The organism is Bradyrhizobium sp. Kon58 (assembly GCF_055807455.1).
Genome location: NZ_JBVVOT010000001.1, coordinates 80,850 through 100,398, shown reverse-complemented (window position 1 = coordinate 100,398; position 19,549 = coordinate 80,850). Strand labels below are relative to the sequence as shown.

Below are 19,549 nucleotides of genomic sequence, written 5' to 3'. Positions count from 1 at the left end.
ATTCTCCTGTCAGGCCGTCTGCGGCATGAGCTTCGGCTGGGCCGTGTTGATGGTTGCGGCGACTACGACCGATAACGCCGTCATCGCCACGAGGAAGCCGAAGGCGGCATCGAACGATCCGGTTCCGGTCACGATGAAGCCGATCGCGACGGGGGCGACGAAGCCCGCGCTCTGACCGCCGAGATTGACCATGCCGATGCCGGATCCGATCTGGTCGTCGCGGAGCAGCTTGGTCGGAAGCGCAATCACCGAGGCCAGCACGAAGGATTTGAAGAAATAGACCACCGACTGGTAGGTGATCAGCATCGCGATCGTCTCCGCCTTGTACATGGCGTAGAGGAAGATGCCGGTCAATGCGGAGGCGCCGATCAGCAGATATTTTTCGCGCTCGGCGAAGAACGTCGTCATCACCCAGCCGCCGATCGCAGTCGCGATCGTCGCCATCACGAACGGGATCGGCGCCACGATGCCGACGGTCTTGAGGTCGAGCCCGCGCTGCTGGAGCAGATAGAGCGGCATCCAGGAATCCAGGCCCTTGTTGACGCAGCTGAGGCCGAACCACACCACCATCAGCTGCCACAGCAGCGGATTCTTCATGAGCTCGCGCATCGGTGCACGGTTCTCGGCCTTCGCCCCCGACGGGGCCGGATCGTTCGCGCCCGGGCGGCCCAGATACGGGACGAAGACGAAATAGGCCACCGCGAACACGATGCCCGCGATGCCGATCGCGTTGAAGGCATGGCGCCAGCCGAGCCAGAGGATCAACGGCGCCATGATCAGCGGCGCGATCATGCTGCCGGCATAGTTGGACGACAGCAGCAGCGCCGACATCTTCGGCCGGCTGTCCTTCTTGAACACCTCGGCGACGGCGCGGATGCTCGCCGGCGGGAAGCCGCCCTCGGCGATACCGAATAGGAAGCGGATCGCGATCAGCGAGGTGAGCGACCAGGCAAGACTCGTGAACGCCGTGAACAGCGACCACATCACGATGGTGATGATCACCACATATTTCGATCCGAAGCGGTCGGAGAGCCATCCGCCCGGCACCTGCATCGCGGCATAACCGAGGAAGAACGCGCTGATGACGATGCCGAGATCTGCGGCCTGGAGGTTGAAGTCCTTGCCGATCTGGGCCAGCGCCAGCGAGATCGCGGCGCGGTCGACATAGGAGATGCAGTAGGCGACGTAGAGCAGGACGAATGCGACGACGCTGGTCTTCCTCGGCAATTCCGTCATCCTCGTCTCCGTTGCTCTGCCAGGGCTGGCTTCGGTCGTTGCCGCGTTCAGGTCATTCCCAAGTTCTTCATTCCCAGGTCAGGAAGCCGGGTGCAGCCGACAGCGGCGGCGCCGCGGCAAGCCGGGCCAGATCGGGCGCCGGCCGGCACAATTGCGCGTCGCCGGCGAACGCTGCTTCGAGGCTCGCGGCCACCGCGAGCACGGCGGCGTCACCGCCACGCTGACCGACGATCTGCAGGCCGAAAGGCAGGCCAGATTCATCGAGGCCGAGAGGAATGCTGATGGCGGGATGGCCGGGAAGCGTGACCGCATAAGCGAGCGCGAGCCAATGGAAGTAGGATTTCGTTGGTACCCCGTCGATCTCCGCGGGATGCGGCTCCGACCACGGCCGCGGACTGAGCGTGATGGTCGGGCTGATCAGCACGTCGCAGCTTTCGAAGAAACTTTGCCAGGCGCGATAGATCCGCGTCTGCGTCGTTGCGGCGCGCGCGTGATCTTCGAGCGTGTAGCCGAGGCCTTCCTCGACATTGGCGCGGACATTGGGCCCGAGTATCTCGGGCCGCTCCTTGTAGTTCTTGCCATGTGTCGCCAGGAACATGCCTGCACGCAGCACGGCGAAGGCGTCGTCGGCACCGGAGCAATCCGGCGTCGCCTCGCGGCACTCGGCAAAGAGAGGTGCAAGCTTGCTCACGCGCTGCCGGAACACGCGCCGGATCGCCTGCTCGGTCGGGGCGAAGCCGAAACCTTCGGTGAAGGCGAGGCGCAGCCTGCCGAGCTCTGCGGGGCGCGGCGCGGCCCAGCGTTCGGCACGCGCGCGCACAGCCTCGCCGGGCAGCGTATAAGCGAGCGGATCGCGGGCATCGTCGCTCGCCATCACCGACAGCATCAGCGCGGTGTCGGCGACATTGCGCGCCATCGGCCCGTCGGTCGACAAATTGGACCAGCCGAACACGCGCTTCTCGCTGGCGACGAGGCCGTACGACGGACGCATGCCGACAATGCCGGCGAAGCCCGCCGGATTGCGCAATGAGCCGCCGGTATCCGAGCCCGAGGCGAGCGGGGCCATGCCGCAGGCGAGCGCCACCGCCGAGCCGCCGGAGGAGCCGGCCGCCGAGCGCATCGGATCGAACGGATTGCCGGTCGCGCCGAACACGGGGTTGCGGGTGTTGCCGCCGGCCGCCCATTCCGGCGTGTTGGTCTTGCCGAAGATGATGGCGCCAGCCGCGCGCAGCCTTGCCACCGAGCCCTGGTCGGCGAGCGGGACGTTGTCCCTGTGCAACGGGCTGCCATAGGTGGTGCGCAGGCGAGCAGTGTCCTGGGTGTCCTTGATGAGAACAGGGAGGCCGTGGAGGGCGCCATGATCCTCGCCGCGCAGGATGGCGGCCTCGGCTTCCTTGGCGGCGGCGCGAGCGCCAGGCTCGTCCAGCGTCACGACGGCGTTGACGGCGGGATTGACGGTGGCGATCCGCGACAGGCACGACTCCAGCAGCTCGACGGGTGAGATGTCCCGGGTAGCCAGTCGGCGGCGCAGTTCAACGGCGCTGGAATCGCAAAGCTCGGACAATGCCAATCCCTTTCAAAATTTGAAAACGATTTAGCATATCGGAAAGTGAAGGCTGCGCACCAATATTCGTCAGAACCGGCCGTTTCATGCACAAATGCTGGTTTACCTGCCCAAGCCGCGACCAGATGCGGAACCTGGCGCCGCCCTCAGTCGAAAAGATTAAGTGGATCGGTCAAACAATTTCTCTGTTGCCGTGGTAGCCTTGCTGCATGAGCGAGATCCTGACCACGCCGGAGGGCGCCAATTCCCAGCTCGGCCAATGCCTCAAGGCTGCCCGTCAGGCGCGGGGGCTGACGCTCAAGCAGGTGGCGGAGCGGACCGGCATGGCGCTGTCGACCCTGTCCAAGGTCGAGAACGGCCTGATGTCGCTGACCTATGACAAGCTTCTCCAGCTCACCTCCGGCTTGAAGATGGAGATCGCCGAGCTGTTCAATCCGGTGCCCCCGCGTCCCGAGCAGAGCCGGCCGGTCACGGCGCGACGGAGCATCAGCCGCGCCGGGCAGGGGCAGGTGATCACGACCGGATTCTACACCTACACCTATCAATGCACCGATCTGATCGGCAAACGCATGGTGCCGATCCTGGCCGAAGTCCGGGCGCGCTCGCTGGAGGAGTTCGGTCCGCTGCTGCGCCACGCCGGTGAGGAATATTTCGTGGTGACGAGCGGACGCGTTGCCGTCCACACCGAGTTCTACGCACCGGAGATCCTGGGCGAAGGCGACGGCATCTATCTCGACAGCACCATGGGCCACGCCTACCTCAACGCCGGCGAAGCACCTGCTGCGAAAGGCGTCTGCCTCTGCACCAGCGAGGCGCCCGACCTCTATGATCAGCTCCGCCGGATCGCATCGCGCGACGTGGCGCCGATCGAAGGCGACCCACCGTCGCTCTGAAGTCGGCAATGGAGCGCGGAACGAAAAACGCCCGGCCGAGGCCGGGCGTTTCTGATTGGGGCTCGTCTATTCGCCGCCGCCGAAGCGGCGCGACCACCAGCCGGCACGACGCGGTGCGGCCGACGTTTCGCTTGCCGCTGCGGGCGCGGGCTCCGGAGCCGGTGCGGGCGGGGCAACCGGCTCGGCCGCCTGAGCAACCGGTGCCGGTTCACTCTGGCTGCTCGACAGGAAGCTCACCTTCTCCCGAACCGTCGAACGGCGTCGTGCAGCCTTGTCGTCGGCGTGCTCTTCGTCCGCGGCAGCAGGAGCCGGCTCAGGCTGGGTCGTTGCCTCGATCTTTGCCTCGGCGCGCGGCTCTGGCTGGGTGACCTGTGGCTGCGAGGTGTGCTCGGCCTGCGCGATCGAGGGCGCAGCCTCGCCGCCAAAACCGTCGAAATCGGCGACTGCGTCAGTCGCTTCCGACGGCGCATTGGCCGCGAGCTCGTCGCCGATGGAGCCGGCGAGACCTTCCTCGCCAGGGCCGCGACGGCGGCGTCCGCCACGGCGACCACGCCGGCGACGGCGATCGGCGCTGCCCTGCTGCTCGCCACGGGCTGCCTGCTCCTCGCCTTCCTCGCCGTCCGGCTCGGCCTCGGCATCCTCTTCGCCTTCGCCGGCCGCCAGGGCCGTCTCAGCAATAGCGGGAGCGCCATCTTCGCGCGTCTCCTCGTCGCGCGGGCCACCGCGACCGCGGCGACGACGGCGACGCTTGCGGCGCTGGCTGTCCTGTTCGGTCGCAGCGTCGCCTGCGGCCTGCTCCTCGACGAGACCCTCGGTCTCCTCGGTCTCGACCTCGGATTCGGTCTCGGGATCGAACTCCTCGTCGTCATAGGCTTCTTCGACCAGGGGCGGCGGGCTTGCGGCCGCCTGGGCCGCCAGCAGAGCCTTGGCGGCTTCCAGCGTATGCACCTGCTCGCCGCGGTCGATGACATAGGCCTGAGGCCCGTTGACGCTCGGGTCGGCGATGACCGCCAACGTGACCTTGAAGCCGTTCTCGAGGTCGCGCAGATGGCCGCGCTTGTGGTTCAGCACATAGAGCGCGACGTCGGTGCGGGTGCGGACCACCAGATTGTGGGTCGCGCCCTTCATCAGGATCTCTTCGAGGCCGCGCAGCAATTGGAGCGCAACCGAGGACACCGAGCGCACATGGCCGGTGCCGCCGCAATGCGTGCAGGGATCGGTCGAGGACTCCAGCACGCTGGCGCGGATGCGCTGGCGCGACATCTCCAGCAGGCCGAAATGCGAGATGCGTCCGACCTGGATCCGCGCGCGGTCCTGTCGGAGGCAATCGGACAGCTTGCGTTCGACCGCGCGATTGTTGCGCTTCTCGTCCATGTCGATGAAGTCGATGACGATCAGGCCGGCGAGATCGCGCAGCCGAAGCTGACGCGCGACCTCCTCGGAAGCCTCGAGATTGGTCTTGAGCGCGGTGTCCTCGATATGATGCTCGCGCGTCGAACGTCCGGAGTTGACGTCGATCGAGACCAGCGCTTCGGTCTGGTTGATCACGATGTAGCCGCCGGAGCGCAGCTGCACGGTCGGCGAGAACATCGCATCCAGCTGGCTTTCGACGCCCATGCGCGAGAACAACGGTTGGCCGTCGCGATACTGCTTCACCGCGCTCACATTGGCGGGCATCAGCATCTTCATGAAATCGCGCGCTTCACGGTAACCGGATTCACCGGCAACTGAGATCTCGTCGATCTCCTTGTTGTAGAGGTCGCGCAGCGAGCGCTTGATCAGCGAGCCTTCCTCGTAGACGAGGGTCGGGGCCTGCGACTTCAGCGTCATGTCGCGCACCGTCTCCCACATCCGGATCAGGTACTCGAAATCGCGCTTGATCTCGGGCTTGGTGCGGGCGGCACCCGCGGTGCGCAGAATGATCCCCATGCCCTCGGGCACGTCGAGATCCTGCACCACTTCCTTCAGGCGCGAACGGTCCTGCGCGCTCGTGATCTTGCGGCTGATGCCGCCGCCGCGCGCGGTGTTCGGCATCAAGACGGCATAGCGGCCGGCGAGCGAGAGGTAGGTCGTCAGCGCCGCGCCCTTGTTGCCGCGCTCTTCCTTGACGACCTGCACCAGCATCACCTGGCGGCGCTTGATGACTTCCTGGATCTTGTACTGGCGGCGGGGACGGAAGGTGCGCTCCGGCACTTCCTCCAGCACATCGTCGCCGCCGACGGATTCAACGACGTCCTCTTCGGCTTCCTCGTCGTCCTCGTCTTCGTCGTCATCCTCGGCCGTCGCTTCGGAGTCGTGATGCGGAGCCTGCGCATTCTCGCCGGCGGCGTACACGGCGTCGGCAGGCTCAGCGGCCGATGTCACGGCCTCGGCAAGATCGTCGGCGTGTGCGTCGGAGGCAACCTCCTGCGGCTCGGCAACGGCCTCGGTGGCGACCGCGGGCTCGGCGCCGATCGCTGCGACAGGCGCCGGTGTCTCGTCGGCATGATCATGGTCGTGCTCGCCATGATGGTCGTGATCGTGGTCGTGATGATCGTGGGCGTGGTGATCGTCACCATGGGCATGATCATGGTCGTGGTGATCATGTCCTTCGTGGTTACGTGTTTCGTGGCCGTGATCGTGATGATCGTGGCCTTCGTGCTCGCCCTCGTGCGAAGCGCCCTCGGGCAGGGCCTCGCCCTGGACCTGCCGGACCGCGGGATCGCCTTCGACGACCTCGCTGCGGACGCGCTCGCCATGGCTACGGCGGCGGGAATTGCGGTGGCGGGAGCGGCGGCGGCCCTGGGAGCGGTTCTCGCTCTCTTCCTCGGCCTCGCGATGGGCCTGCTCCTCGGCTTCGATCAGCGCCTGCCGGTCGGCAACCGGGATCTGGTAGTAGTCGGGGTGGATTTCGCTGAAGGCGAGGAAGCCGTGGCGGTTGCCGCCATATTCGACGAAAGCGGCCTGGAGCGAGGGTTCGACCCTTGTGACCTTGGCGAGGTAGATATTCCCGCGCAGTTGCTTGCGTTGCGCGGTCTCGAAATCAAACTCTTCGACGCGATTGCCGCGGACCACGACGACCCGGGTCTCTTCCGGGTGGGTGGCATCGATCAACATCTTGTTGGGCATGTCTTAACTCTTGGCGGCGGCGGGCGCGATTCACCGTGGGCGCCATCAGCGCTGCCGGGTGACGCGACGGTCCACCTGATTCGGGGGTGAGGGGAAGGCCGAAACACCGTCTCTCGCGCCTTGCCGAACCGGAAGCCGGAGGACCGAAGCGGCGCGCGGAATTTTCACTCCGCAGCGTCGCGAATGGTCCTTCAGAATTGGTCGGCACAGTCTGGCGCATCAAGCGTCGGCCCGTATGAAACATTGGGCGGCGGGGCCGCCCCTCAATCAGTTGCTGTTGGCCAGGCATGGCGCGAGCGCGCTCGCCTTGGGTATTACGAACCGCTCCCTTGGGATTAAGGGACCGGGTAACGGGTTGCGCCGCTGTCAGAACCGTCCCGGAAACGTGGTGGTAACCGGGGACCGTCCGCCGCCGGGGCTTGCCCCGTCCACCTCGCTGCCGCGCACCGCGCTGGACTTAGAGAGGAACGGAAAAACGCTGGAATTCCCAAACCTTGAGAGTTCCGGCGCTGCACCGGGAGGCTGAATGCGACACAACCGGAAATATCGGCCGTCAGCATTCCGTACATACGTGGATTGGGCCATCCGTGCAAGGAGCGTCGCACGGCGGTCACAGTCAGCGAGTTTCGCGTGTCCGTCATTAAGGATCGTTTAACCCTGTGGTTCTATTGCGTTAAAGAGGCTGCTCGGAGGCACGGAATCGGTGGCGAGCCGCGCAAATCAAAGGATCTTGCTGGGATGCGTGCTGCTCTGCGCGGCGGCATTGCCGTGCGCTGATTCCTCGCGCCTGAAGGCCGCCGAAAGTCAGCCTCAACTCCCTGTTGCATCAGCGAATTTCCCGACGGCCTCGGCCGCCCGGCTGGCCGGTGACGGCCGGCAAACCCGCTTTGTCCTCGACATCGATCAGACCGTGACCTTCCGCGCCGTCACCTTGGCCGACCCGTACCGGGTGGTGGTCGACGTCCCCCAGGTCAATTTTCAACTTCCCGCCGGAACCGGGTCCAGCGGACGCGGCCTGGTCAAGGCCTTTCGCTATGGGCTGGTGATGCCCGGCGGCTCCCGAATCGTGTTCGACCTGTCGGGCCCGGCCAAGATCGCCAATTCCTACGTGGTGGAGGCTGCCAACGGTCAGCCGGCGCGGCTGGTGCTCGAACTGGAGGAGGTCGAGCGCGCCGCCTTCGTGCCGTCGCTGGCTCCGGAAAACCGTCCTGAGCTGCGGCCGGCAATTGCCGATCCGCCGCCCGCGACGGTTCCCGCATCTGCACACCCTGAAGCCGGGCAGAAGGCCGATGGCCGCGCGGTGGTCGTCATCGATCCCGGCCATGGCGGCATCGACAACGGCACGCAGTCGAGCGGCGAGAGCGAGAAGAATCTGGTGCTGGCCTTCGGCCTGGCACTGCGCGAACGGCTGGAAAAGACCGGCAAATATCGCGTGGTGATGACACGGGACGACGACACCTTCATCCCGCTCAACGACCGCGTCAAGGTCGCCCGCAACCTCAAGGCGGCGTTGTTCGTCTCGATCCATGCCGACGCGTTGCCGCGCGCCGAGGGCGATGCGCAGGGCGCGACTATCTACACGTTGTCCGACAAGGCCTCCGACGCCGAGGCGCAGCGGCTGGCGGATGCGGAAAACCGGGCGGACGCCATCGCCGGCTTCAACCTCGCGGAGGAGCCGACCGATGTCGCCGACATCCTGATCGATCTCACCCAGCGGGAAACCCGCACCTTTTCAAGTCGTTTTGCCCGCCTGTTGATGGGCGAAATGAAGTCGACCGTGCGGATGCACAAGCATCCCCTGAAGTCAGCCGGCTTCCGGGTGCTGAAGGCGCCCGACGTGCCGTCGGTCCTGGTCGAGATCGGTTATGTCTCCAACAAGGGCGACCTCGAGCATCTGGTCTCCGAGGGATGGCGGTCACGTGCCGTCGGCTCGATGGCGCAGGCGATCGACGGGTTTTTGGCGAAACGGATGGCCACGGCCGGATCGTCCAATTGACGACCGGCCGGATCGTCGAATTTACGACCGGGGGATCGTCATATTGACGACCGGGGGATCGTCGAATTGAGAGTGATTTTCCGTCCCGCCGCAAAAGCCCTAGTTTGGCCACAGCGGGCGCTTTATAAAAACGCCGCAGGGGGTTCCGGAATCGGCGAGAATCCCGCTCGGCAAGCGTCTTGGGTCCGGCACTGATAGTATTGAGTAAGGCCGGTGAATTCGCGACGGTTTGGTGCCTGTTTTCGGTGCCAAGGGCCGAACTTGGGCTGATCTTAAGCTGGTCTTGAGCTGATCTTTGGGCTGATCCAGAGTTTGAACGGATAAACAGATAATGCGCTTGCTGGTGCGGTTCATGGGCTTCCTGTTCGCCGCGGGAACAGTGTTGTTCCTTGTCGGGGTCGGTGCCATCGCAGGCCTGATCTGGCATTTCTCCAAGGACTTGCCGGACTACTCTCAGCTTCAGGATTACGAGCCGCCGGTAATGACCCGCGTGCACGCGACCGACGGCTCGCTGCTCGGCGAATACGCCAAGGAGCGGCGGCTTTACCTGCCGATCCAGGCGGTGCCGAAGCTCGTGATCAACGCTTTCCTCGCGGCCGAGGACAAGAATTTCTACGAGCATGGCGGCATCGACTACACCGGCATGGCGCGCGCCGGCGTGGTCTACATCCAGAACTACGGCTCCAATCGCCGCCCGCAGGGCGCTTCCACGATCACGCAGCAGGTCGCCAAGAACTTCCTTCTGACCAACGAGGTCTCCTTCGCGCGCAAGATCAAGGAAGCCTTGCTGGCCATGCGGATCGAGAAGACCTACTCGAAGGACAAGATCCTCGAGCTGTATCTGAATGAAATCTATCTGGGCTTAGGTGCCTACGGCATCGCGGCTGCGTCCCTGGTTTATTTCGACAAGTCGGTCAACGAGCTGACGGTGGCGGAGGCGTCCTATCTGGCGGCGCTGCCGAAGATGCCCGCGACGCTGCATCCCGTTCGCAACCGCGACCGCGCCATCGAGCGCCGCAACTACGTGATCGATCGTCTGGTTGAGAACGGCTGGGTCAAGCAGGCCGACGCCGACAAGGCGCGCAAGGAGCCGCTGGCCGTGACCAGCCGTTCCAACGGAGCCCACACCTTCGCCGGCGAGTATTTCGCCGAGGAAGTGCGCCGGGACATCTTCGAGCGCTATGGCGAGAAGAAGCTGTACGAGGGCGGCCTCTCGGTCCGCACCACGCTCGATCCGAAGATCCAGGTCATGGCGCGCAAGACCATGGTCGCCGGTCTCGTGAACTATGACGAGCAGCAGGGCTATCGCGGTGCCATCAGCAAGCTCGATATTTCGGGCGACTGGGGCGTGAAGCTCGCCGAGATAAAGTCTCTGTCCGATATCTCGCCGTGGCGCATGGCGGTGGTGCTGGAGACCAGCGACCAGTCGGCGCGCATCGGTTTCCAGCCGAGCCGCGAGCTCGGCGGCGCCGTCAGCAAGCAGCGCGAGACCGGCCTCATCACGCTCGACGGCATCAAATGGGCAAGAGCGGCCTCGGGGGCTGCGAAGGGCAGGGCGGCAAGCGCAGTGTCGCAGGTGCTTCAGCCCGGCGACGTGATCTACGCCGATCCGCTGTACAAAGACGCCCAGCCTGTCGAAGGCCAGTATCGGCTGCGCCAGATCCCGGAAGTGTCCGGCGCGATGGTGGTGATGGACCCGTGGACCGGCCGCGTGCTGGCAATGGTCGGTGGCTTCTCGTTCGACCAGAGCCAGTTCAACCGCGCCACGCAGGCCTATCGGCAGCCCGGTTCGTCGTTCAAGCCGATCGTCTATTCGGCCGCGCTCGACAACGGCTATACGCCCTCGACTGTCGTGCTCGACGCGCCCATCGAGATCGACCAGGGCCAGGGCGCGGGCGTGTGGCGGCCTGAAAACTTCTCCTCGGGCAAATTCCAGGGGCCGGTGACGTTGCGCAATGCGCTGCGGCAGTCGCTCAACACGGTGACGGTGCGCCTCGCCCAGGACATCGGCATGCCCCTGATCGGTGAATATGCCCGCCGCTTCGGCGTTTATGACGAACTGCCGAACTATCTCTCCTACGCGCTCGGCGCCGGCGAGACCACGGCGATGCGCATGGTCACGGCCTATTCGATGCTCGCCAATGGCGGCCGCCGCGTGAAGCCGACCCTGATCGACCGGATCCAGGATCGCTACGGCCACACCATCTTCAAGCACGACCAGCGCGAATGCCGCGGCTGCGACGCGCCGGGCGGCTGGAAGAACCAGAACGAGCCGCAGCTGATCGACCGCCGCGAGCAGGTGCTGGATTCCATGACCGCCTATCAGATCACCGAGCTGATGGAAGGCGTGGTCCAGGCCGGTACCGCGACCGTGGTCAAGCAGGTCGGCAAGCCGATCGCCGGCAAGACCGGCACCACCAACGAGGCCAAGGACGCCTGGTTCGTCGGCTTCTCGCCCGACGTCGCCGTCGCCATCTATATGGGCTACGACAAGCCGCGTCCGCTCGGCAAGGGTAACGCCGCGACCGGCGGCCATCTCGCAGCTCCCATCGCACGCGACTTCCTCCAGCTCGCGCTTGCCGACAAGCCGGCGGTCCCGTTCAAGGTGCCGGCCGGCATCAAGCTGGTGCGGGTCGTCGCCAAGTCCGGCATGCGCGCCGGTCCGGGCGAGACCGGCGGAACCATCCTCGAAGCCTTCAAGCCGGGCACGGCGCCGCCGGATAATTATTCGGTCATCGGCGTTGCCGATGCCGATGGCCGCATGCCGGCGTCACAGCAGCAACAGCCGGATTCCGGCTTCTTCATGCGGCCGGGCACCGGCGGGCTGTACTAAGGCTTAGGACAAGACAGACGTTCGTCGCCGCGGCGGTTGCGCTTTGCAGCCGCCGCCGCTACATCCCGATGTCATTAGACGCGGAACAATCCCGCGAGACCAGAGAATCCCATGCGCGCCGAAATCGAACGGTTGGTAGAAGAGATCAAGCAGTCTGTCGGGCTGCTGAGGAGGCATCTTTGACGTCGAGAAATCGACGGCGCGCCTCGCTGAGCTGAACAAGCTCGCAGAAGATCCCAACCTCTGGAACGATCCCCAGAAAGCCCAGAAATTGATGCAGGAGCGCACCTCGCTCGAGGATGCGCTCTCCGGCATCGGCAAGGTCGAGCAGGAGCTCGAAGACGACATCGGCATGATCGAACTCGGCGAAGCCGAGGGCGATGAGGGCGTCGTCAAGGAAGCCGAAGCCGCGCTGAAGACCCTCAAGAAGGAAGTTGCCCGGCGCGAGCTCGAGGCGCTGCTGTCGGGCGAGGCCGATAGTTTCGATTCCTATCTCGAAGTGCATGCCGGCGCTGGTGGCACCGAGAGCCAGGACTGGGCGCAGATGCTGCTCCGCATGTACTCGCGCTGGGCCGAAACCCGCGGCTTCAAGGTCGAGATGCTGGAAGAGTCCGAGGGCGAAGAGGCCGGCATCAAGTCCGCGACCATCCAGGTCTCCGGCCACAATGCCTATGGCTGGCTCAAGACCGAGGCGGGCGTGCACCGCCTGGTGCGGATCTCTCCATTCGATTCCAACGCGCGGCGGCACACCTCGTTCTCGTCCGTCGCTGTGTTTCCGGTGATCGACGACACCATCAAGATCGACATCAAGGAATCCGACGTCCGCGTCGACACCATGCGCTCCGGTGGTGCCGGCGGCCAGCACGTCAACAAGACCGAGTCCGCGGTGCGGCTGACGCATATCCCGACCGGTGTCGCCGTGGTCTGCCAGGCCGGCCGCTCGCAGCACAAGAACAAGGCGCAGGCCTGGGACATGCTGCGCGCCCGGCTTTACCAGATCGAGCTGAAGCGGCGGGAAGAGAAGGCCGCCGCCGACCAGGCCGCCAAGACCGACATCGGCTGGGGCCACCAGATCCGCTCCTACGTGCTCCAGCCGTACCAGATGGTGAAGGATCTGCGCACGGGTGTGCAGACCTCCGACACATCGGGCGTGCTCGGCGGCGACCTCGACGACTTCATGGCCGCGACCCTGGCGCAGCGCGCCTTCGGCACTCCCGGCGCCGATATCGAGGATGTCGACTGATGCCGCGGATCGCCTTCATCGGGCTTGGGCGGATGGGCCATGGCATGGCCGGCCGCTATCTCGATGCTGGCTTCACGGTGACCGTGTGGAATCGCAGCAAGGCCAAGGCGGAAAATCTGCTCGCGCGCGGCGCGCAGTGGGCGACCTCGCCTGAGGACGCGGCGATCGACGCCGACGCGGTCGTGACCATGGTCGCCGATGACGAGGCCTCGCGCGCCGTCTGGCTCGGGCCCGAGGGCGCAGCCAAGACGGCGAAGGCCGGCACCATCGCGATCGAATGCTCCACCGTCTCCTATGACCATGCGCGCGAGATGGGCCGCGAAATGAATGCGCGCGGGCTGATCTATATCGATTGCCCCGTGACGGGATTGCCGGATGCGGCCGCCAGCGGAAAGCTGACGCTTTTGGTTGGCGCCGATGCCGCCGATCTCGAACGCGCGCGGCCCTATCTCGAACCGATCGGCTCGACCATCCGCCATTTCGGCGCGGTCGGCGCCGGCACAGTCTACAAGCTGATCAACAACCTGATGGGCGCGATCCAGATCGCCGGCCTCGCCGAGGGGCTTGCCATTGCCGAGCAGGCCGGGCTCGACATGAACCTTGTGCTGGACTCGATTCAGGCGGGCGTCGCCGCAAGTCCGCAGGTGCAGCGTCACTCCAGGCGCATGGTCGCCCGCGATTTTTCCGGCGCGACGTTCACGGCAGCGCTGCGGCACAAGGATGCCGCCTACGCGGTGAAGCTCGCCGAGAGCCTGCTGGCCGACAAGCCGCTGGTCGCACGCGCCGCGGTCGAGGCCTACGCGCAGGCGAAGGCCGCGATGCCTGACGACGACGAAGGCAAGATGATCGAGCTGGTGTCGCGGCCGAAGAAACCGTCCTAGCGGATCACATCGACATGGGGCAGCCTCGTTCGGAACGCGGTCTCGGCATTGCCCTCGTCATATCAGCCGCGATTGCCTGGAGCACGGCGCCGTTCTTCACGCGGCTTCTGCCTTTCGATCCCTGGACCATCCTGTTCTGGCGCGGCCTGTTCGGCGGCAGCCTGACCACGGTCTTCCTGGTCATGATGCAGGGCCGCGCTGCGCTATGGCAATTGGTCGTGCCGGGGAAGGGCGGCTTGCTCGTCGCGTCATCGTCGACGGTCGCTATGGTCTGCTTCATTCCCGCTCTTCAGATGACCAACGTCATGAATGTCGCGGTGCTGATCGCAACGCAGCCCTTCGTCGCCGCGGCGCTGGCGTGGCTGTGGCTTGGCGAAGCCGCCACATGGCGGACGCTGATCGCGAGCGTGATTGCCTTTGCCGGCGTGGCCGTCACGGTCGGCGGTGTGCAGGCCGGAGCCGATCTGGGCGGCGTCGCCTTGAGCTGCCTGATGGTACTCGCCGTCTCCGCCATGACCGTGGCGATCCGGCGCTACCGGCAGACATCGATGGTGGCGGCGGCCGCACTCTCGAATTTCCTGGGAAGCCTCGCCAGTCTGCCATTTGCCCGTGATCTCGCGCATGTGGGTGGAAGTGATCTTCTGACACTTGCGATGTTCGGCTGCCTCCAGGTCGCACTCGGCCTGACGCTGTTCGTGCTCGGCTCGCGCTTCTTGCCGTCTAGCCAGTCCTCCCTGATCGCGACGCTGGAGACGCCGCTGATGCCGTTCTGGATCTGGCTTGCCTTTCGCGAGATACCTGCCGTCCACGCTCTCGTTGGCGGTGTCCTGGTGATTGGAGCAGTCGTCGCCGACATCGCTGCTGACGCGCGAAGCCGGGAAGACGTTTGACGGCCAACGTTGTGTGACCTGTGGAGCAATCGTCATTTCGGAAGCTGAACGAGGGATGGAACGCAGAGCCGAATGCTCCGTGGCCGCGCGTGGCTATATCTGGCCGAGACATCTTGCTGCGCTTCCTGGTCAACGCTTTTCGATTCACGTCGTTCGCGGAGGAAGATGAAGGCATCCTTCGTTTCAAAAATTGCGCCCGGTATCGCCTCGGGCCAACCAACGACGAGGGATGGTTTCGCGGGCAATGCCGTTACAGCAAATTAGCGCCGGGTTGGGGTGAATTCTACGAGATCGCAGGTCCTGATCTCCATTTGATGGATCCCGTCGACTGGAAGATGGCGGGTGGGGCTTCGACTTCGTCGCGTCACTTCCTGTTCTATTTTCGCGATGAGACGTTCGAGTGCATCGCCGACGAATGGACTTTCGAACCTGTTCCGGAAAATGCTTTGGCCAACAAGCTGCGTGCCGGTTGAGCTGAATCCCACTTCCCGATCTCCGTCGCGTCGGAAATCGGGTGGCGCTGTTCGCTGCGGTGTCCTAGGGCGGCTGTCTCGCCCACCGTCATGAGACGCCATGCCCCCGAATGATAACCGGATCGACGCGCGAGACTGGTCGCTGCTCGCTGTGCTCTCGGTTCTCTGGGGCGGCTCGTTCTTCTTCAACGGCGCGGCGCTGCGGGAATTGCCGCCGCTTACGCTGGTGCTTTTGCGCGTTGCACTCGGATCGGCCATTCTGCTGCCGCTGCTCCGCATGCACGGCATCGGTTTTCCCAAGGGCATCGCCGGCTGGAAACCGTTCTTTGCGATTGGGCTCCTCAACAACGTCATCCCGTTCTCGCTGATCGTGGTCGGCCAGACTTTCATTCCAAGCGGGCTGGCGTCGATCCTGAATGCCACCACGCCGCTGTTCACGGTGATCGTGATGGCGGCGGCAGGAGAAGAGGCCTTGCGGCTGCGGCGCGTCGCCGGCGTGGCAGTGGGCCTCGCCGGCGTGATCATCCTGCGCGGATGGGGCGCTGAACCACGGGCAGGGCAGGGGCTCGGCATCCTGCTCTGCCTCGGCGGCGCCTTCAGCTATGGCTTTGCGGCGCTGGCAGCGCGGCGGTTGTTGAAGGACTCCCCGCCGCTGGGGACGGCAGCATATCAACTGATGGCTTCCACGGTGATGATGGCGATCGTCGCCGGCGTAGTGGAGCAGCCATGGCGGCTCCCGATGCCGGGCGTGACGATTTGGCTCGCGGTGCTCGGCCTTGCCGGCCTGTCGACGGCGCTCGCCTATATCGTCTTCTTCCAGATCCTGCGGCGCTCGGGCGCGACCAACGTGATGCTGGTGACACTGCTCATTCCCGTCACCGCCGTTCTTCTGGGATGGCTTGTGCTGGGCGAACCGATTTCCATGCGCGAGATCGCGGGCGCGATCGTGATCGGCAGCGCGTTGCTGGTGATCGATGGGCGCGTTCTGAACCTGCTGCGGCGCGGCACATAGTTTCGGAGCCGCCGTTTCACCTCACGGAAAATCGCGGCGCTTGCCAGCGGAGAGACACCTTGCGACACTCTCGGCAAAACAAGACTACAAAACACAGGGGAGAGAACGATGCCGGGTCGTCGCAATAACCTTGCTGCCCTCGCCATTCTTGTTGCCGGCGTGCTCGTCACGACACCGGCCCTAGCGCAGAAGAAATACGATCCCGGCGCCACCGACACCGAAATCAAGCTCGGCAACATCATGCCCTATAGCGGGCCGGCGTCGTCCTATGGCGTGATCGGCAAGACCGAGGCCGCATTCTTCAAGATGATCAATGACCAGGGCGGCATCAACGGCCGCAAGATCAATTTCATCAGCTATGACGACGCCTATTCGCCGCCAAAGGCGATCGAGCAGGCGCGCAAGCTGGTCGAGAGCGACGAGGTGTTGCTGATCTTCCAGCCGCTTGGCACGCCCTCGAACTCCGCCATCATGAAATACATGAACGCCAAGAAGGTACCGCAGCTCTTCGTCGCCTCCGGCGGCACCAAGTTCGGCGACCCCAAGAATTTCCCATGGACCATGGGATTTCAGCCGAACTACCAGAGCGAGGGGCGGATCTACGCGAAATACATCCGTGACAAGTTTCCGAACAGCAAGATCGCGGTGTTCTGGCAGAACGACGACGCCGGCAAGGACCAGTTCAAGGGGCTGAAGGACGGGCTTGGCGACAAGGCCAATATGATCATCGCCGACAAATCCTATGAGGTCAGCGATCCCTCGATCGACTCGCAGATCGTTGCGCTTCACGATTCCGGCGCCGACATCTTCTTCTCATGGGCCGCGCCGAAAGGCTCGGCGCAGGCGATCCGGAAAGTCGGCGAACTCGGCTGGAAGCCAAAATTCTTCCTGGCTAACACCGCGACCTCGGTCGCCTCGGTGCTCAAGCCCGCCGGGCTCGACTATTCCAAGGACATCATCTCGACCGTCTATTTGAAGGACCCGACCGATCCGACCTGGGACAAGGATCCTGCGGTGATCAAATGGCGCGAGTTCATGGACAAATATTACCCTGACGGCGACAAGGCCAATTCCAACAATGTTTACGGCTACGTCCAGGCCGAGGCGATGGCGCAGGTGCTGAAGCAGTGCGGCGACAATCTCACGCGAGACAACGTGATGAAGCAGGCCACGAACCTGAAGGATTTTCACACCGACCTGATGCTGCCCGGCATCATGGTCAATACGTCGCCCGACGATTATTTCCCGATCGAGCAGATGCAGCTGATGCGCTTCAACGGGCAGGCCTGGGAGCTATTCGGCGACGTCATCACCGGCGAGGTCGGCCACGAGCGCGGCCAGTAGTCAGCCTCAGTTTCGGCGTCACCGCTTATTCGGTGACGAGATCGGCGGCGCGTTTCGCCTTCTTGCCGGCACTCTTGACCGTCTCTTCTCCGACCTTCTCGGCCTCGGCGCGAAGCTCACATTTGGTGCGGATCTCGTCGAGCTCGTCGTCGGTCAAATGCTCAATTCCCACGAAAGAATTGTGTGCCGCGCTCACCCGGATCAGTTCGTCGAGCTTCACCTGGATGGCCGCGCTATCGCGATTCTGGGAATTCTGAATCAGGAAGACCATCAGGAACGTCACGATTGTGGTGCCGGTGTTGATCACCAACTGCCACGTGTCGGAGTAGTGGAAGACGGGACCGGTGACCGCCCAAACCAGGACGATGCCGGCTGCAATCATGAATGTCAGCGCGCGCCCGGCAGCTTGAGATGTTCGGTTGGCAATGTCGCTGAAGAGTTGAGCCGCGCTGTTGCGTGGCTGGTCCGCTTTATCCTTGGCCGGACGAGCTTTCGTATCGGTCTGTTGCATCAGAAGATCGCGCCATTGAGGACCTGCGACCTAACGCGGAGGGAACTCCGAAGTTCCGCCATGTAAACCCGGACTAGGCGATCGCGCTCCCAACGAGCCTAGCCCGCGCTGAGTCGCACGCCGGCGCGCAAGAACTTCTGCGGATCGACCGCTTCGCCGTCGATGCGGGTTTCATAGTGCAAATGCGGGCCGGTGGAACGGCCGGTCGAGCCGACGAGCCCGACGACCTGGCCGATCTTCACGATCTCGCCGACCCTGACGTTGATCTCGGAGAGATGGCCGTAGCGGGTCGCAAGACCATTGCCGTGATCGACCTCGATCATGCGGCCGTAGCCGCCGGACCAGCCGGCCGAGACGACCTTGCCATTGGCAGTGACGCGAACGGGATCGCCGCTCGCGGCGCGGAAGTCGAGCCCGGTGTGCATCGCGGGCCGGCCGAGGAACGGATCGCTGCGCACGCCGAAGCCGGAGGTGAACTCGACCTCGCCGATGACGGGCTTGCGATAGGGCACGAGTGCGAGTGTGCGATTGAGCCGGTCCATCTCGGCGCGGGTGCTGTTGATGCGATAGAGCTGCTTCTCGAACGGCCCCGAACTGGCGGTGAGCTTCACGGGTACGAAAGGCCCGCCCATCGCCGTGCGCGGCACGGCGGCTTCGAGATTTGCGAGGTTTAGGCCGAGATCGCTGACGACGCCGCGCATCCGGCGCATGCGTGAATCCATGCCTTCCTCAACGGCGTTGAGCGCCGCCATCTGGCGACGCTCGACCTGGTCCAGCGAGGTCGTGAGCCGAACGACGACGTTGTCGAACCCTTGATTCTTGGCGAATTGATTGACGGGCGGAGCTGCGAGGGTCGGCGCGCGCGACTCGAGCCGCGCTTCCCGATCCGGCGGCGCCACGAAGATCACGGTGTCGCTGATTGGTGAGGGCTTCGGCGTGCCCTGCGTCGTCTGGCTGGCATCGCCACGCTGCGGGGTGGAGCGGGGAATCGATCCGGTCACGTCCGGCATGGACCCGAGCGCCGTGGCACGGGACTCCAGCGCCGTCTGGCGCTTCATGATCTGGTCGAGCTTCTGGTCGAACTGCTCCTGGTCGAGCAACTGCCGGCTGGTGGTGCGGTCGACTTTGGCGCGTAGCTCGGCGATGCGGTCCTCATAGGCGTATTGCATCTCGGCCTGCCGGGCGATCAGCCGGGTGAGGACGTCGTCGCGGAAGGCGAAATAGGTCGCGGTTGCGGCCGACCAGAGCCCGAGCAACACGATCGTGCCGACCACGATCCAGAACACCACAGGCCCCAGGCGAACCTGCTTGCCGTGATGCACGATGGTGTAGGCGTCGTCGGTGTCCGGAAGGGGAAGCGCGGTTGCCACCGCGGCAGCACGGCGATGAAAGGCTCGGCCGTGGTCGTGGGGGTGATGTTGGGGGTACTGCGAGAGTTGGGCAGAACTTTTCGACATCGGCACTCCCGCGCCGGTCGGATGAGTCCGTACGGCCTAATTGCCGCGGCAATCTGGGCCAGTCATGGTTAATTTTCCGGAAACGGAACCGCTTGAATTTAAAGGATT

14 protein-coding genes are annotated in these 19,549 nt (G+C 64.5%); 9 read left to right on the top strand and 5 right to left on the bottom strand.

Going from position 1 to position 19,549, the window contains the following annotated elements; genetic code table 11:
* Positions 1-9: 9 nt before the first annotated feature.
* Complete coding sequence (locus tag AC0L20_RS00460) at positions 10-1,236, bottom strand: MFS transporter (protein WP_473286954.1); 1,227 nt, start codon at positions 1,234-1,236, stop codon at positions 10-12.
* Between the two features lie 67 nt (positions 1,237-1,303).
* Positions 1,304-2,800: an amidase gene (locus tag AC0L20_RS00455; RefSeq protein ID WP_473286952.1), complete on the bottom strand. Its 1,497-nt coding sequence runs from the start codon at positions 2,798-2,800 to the stop codon at positions 1,304-1,306.
* A gap of 209 nt (positions 2,801-3,009) precedes the next feature.
* Between AC0L20_RS00455 and AC0L20_RS00450 the strand changes: the two genes are divergently transcribed.
* Positions 3,010-3,693, top strand: a complete 684-nt coding sequence (locus AC0L20_RS00450) for a helix-turn-helix domain-containing protein (protein ID WP_473286950.1) — start codon at positions 3,010-3,012, stop codon at positions 3,691-3,693.
* Between the two features lie 66 nt (positions 3,694-3,759).
* Here AC0L20_RS00450 and AC0L20_RS00445 read toward each other — a convergent pair whose 3' ends face one another.
* On the bottom strand, positions 3,760-6,801 hold the full coding sequence (locus tag AC0L20_RS00445) for an Rne/Rng family ribonuclease (protein ID WP_473286948.1): 3,042 nt from the start codon (positions 6,799-6,801) through the stop codon (positions 3,760-3,762).
* A gap of 703 nt (positions 6,802-7,504) precedes the next feature.
* Between AC0L20_RS00445 and AC0L20_RS00440 the strand changes: the two genes are divergently transcribed.
* The 8 genes from AC0L20_RS00440 to AC0L20_RS00405 all read left to right on the top strand — a co-directional run bounded on the left by AC0L20_RS00440 (position 7,505) and on the right by AC0L20_RS00405 (position 17,473).
* On the top strand, positions 7,505-8,797 hold the full coding sequence (locus AC0L20_RS00440; protein WP_473286945.1) for an N-acetylmuramoyl-L-alanine amidase: 1,293 nt from the start codon (positions 7,505-7,507) through the stop codon (positions 8,795-8,797).
* 331 nt (positions 8,798-9,128) lie between these two features.
* Positions 9,129-11,630: a penicillin-binding protein 1A gene (locus tag AC0L20_RS00435; RefSeq protein ID WP_354054830.1), complete on the top strand. Its 2,502-nt coding sequence runs from the start codon at positions 9,129-9,131 to the stop codon at positions 11,628-11,630.
* A 111-nt stretch (positions 11,631-11,741) separates the two neighbouring features.
* Positions 11,742-12,873, top strand: a protein-coding gene (gene prfB / locus AC0L20_RS00430; protein WP_456764514.1) for a peptide chain release factor 2 whose coding sequence is annotated in 2 segments (ribosomal slippage) — positions 11,742-11,810 and positions 11,812-12,873 — 1,131 coding nt in all. Because the reading frame shifts where the segments join, the coding sequence is not laid out codon by codon here.
* The gene (locus AC0L20_RS00425) at positions 12,873-13,754 is read left to right on the top strand and encodes an NAD(P)-dependent oxidoreductase (RefSeq protein ID WP_473286940.1); all 882 of its coding nucleotides are present in this window, start codon (positions 12,873-12,875) and stop codon (positions 13,752-13,754) included. The genes prfB and AC0L20_RS00425 overlap by 1 nt, the downstream gene beginning before the upstream one ends.
* Positions 13,755-13,768: 14 nt before the next feature.
* On the top strand, positions 13,769-14,644 hold the full coding sequence (locus AC0L20_RS00420) for a DMT family transporter (RefSeq protein ID WP_473286936.1): 876 nt from the start codon (positions 13,769-13,771) through the stop codon (positions 14,642-14,644).
* Between the two features lie 113 nt (positions 14,645-14,757).
* Positions 14,758-15,117 carry a hypothetical protein gene (locus AC0L20_RS00415; protein WP_473286934.1) on the top strand — a complete coding sequence of 120 codons (360 nt, stop codon included), beginning with the start codon at positions 14,758-14,760 and terminating at the stop codon, positions 15,115-15,117.
* 100 nt (positions 15,118-15,217) lie between these two features.
* Positions 15,218-16,129, top strand: coding sequence for a DMT family transporter (locus tag AC0L20_RS00410; RefSeq protein ID WP_473286930.1), 912 nt, complete (start codon positions 15,218-15,220; stop codon positions 16,127-16,129).
* 108 nt (positions 16,130-16,237) lie between these two features.
* A complete protein-coding gene (locus tag AC0L20_RS00405; protein WP_473286927.1) occupies positions 16,238-17,473 on the top strand; it encodes an ABC transporter substrate-binding protein in 1,236 nt (411 codons plus the stop codon).
* A gap of 25 nt (positions 17,474-17,498) precedes the next feature.
* Here the strand turns inward: AC0L20_RS00405 and AC0L20_RS00400 are convergent, their stop codons facing one another.
* The gene (locus AC0L20_RS00400) at positions 17,499-17,984 is read right to left on the bottom strand and encodes a low affinity iron permease family protein (RefSeq protein ID WP_473286925.1); all 486 of its coding nucleotides are present in this window, start codon (positions 17,982-17,984) and stop codon (positions 17,499-17,501) included.
* A 98-nt stretch (positions 17,985-18,082) separates the two neighbouring features.
* Entirely contained in the window at positions 18,083-19,441 is a 1,359-nt protein-coding gene (locus AC0L20_RS00395; RefSeq protein ID WP_473286922.1) for a M23 family metallopeptidase, read from the bottom strand.
* Positions 19,442-19,549 lie beyond the last annotated feature (108 nt).

Excerpts from the sequence above, each read along its gene's own strand:
- AC0L20_RS00460 (WP_473286954.1), bottom strand. The coding sequence starts at position 1,236 with ATGACGGAATTGCCGAGGAAGACCAGCGTCGTCGCATTCGTCCTGCTC.
- AC0L20_RS00450 (WP_473286950.1), top strand. The coding sequence starts at position 3,010 with ATGAGCGAGATCCTGACCACGCCGGAGGGCGCCAATTCCCAGCTCGGC.
- AC0L20_RS00445 (WP_473286948.1), bottom strand. The coding sequence starts at position 6,801 with ATGCCCAACAAGATGTTGATCGATGCCACCCACCCGGAAGAGACCCGG.
- AC0L20_RS00435 (WP_354054830.1), top strand. The coding sequence starts at position 9,129 with ATGCGCTTGCTGGTGCGGTTCATGGGCTTCCTGTTCGCCGCGGGAACA.
- AC0L20_RS00425 (WP_473286940.1), top strand. The coding sequence starts at position 12,873 with ATGCCGCGGATCGCCTTCATCGGGCTTGGGCGGATGGGCCATGGCATG.
- AC0L20_RS00420 (WP_473286936.1), top strand. The coding sequence starts at position 13,769 with ATGGGGCAGCCTCGTTCGGAACGCGGTCTCGGCATTGCCCTCGTCATA.
- AC0L20_RS00410 (WP_473286930.1), top strand. The coding sequence starts at position 15,218 with ATGCCCCCGAATGATAACCGGATCGACGCGCGAGACTGGTCGCTGCTC.
- AC0L20_RS00405 (WP_473286927.1), top strand. The coding sequence starts at position 16,238 with ATGCCGGGTCGTCGCAATAACCTTGCTGCCCTCGCCATTCTTGTTGCC.
- AC0L20_RS00400 (WP_473286925.1), bottom strand. The coding sequence starts at position 17,984 with ATGCAACAGACCGATACGAAAGCTCGTCCGGCCAAGGATAAAGCGGAC.
- AC0L20_RS00395 (WP_473286922.1), bottom strand. The coding sequence starts at position 19,441 with ATGTCGAAAAGTTCTGCCCAACTCTCGCAGTACCCCCAACATCACCCC.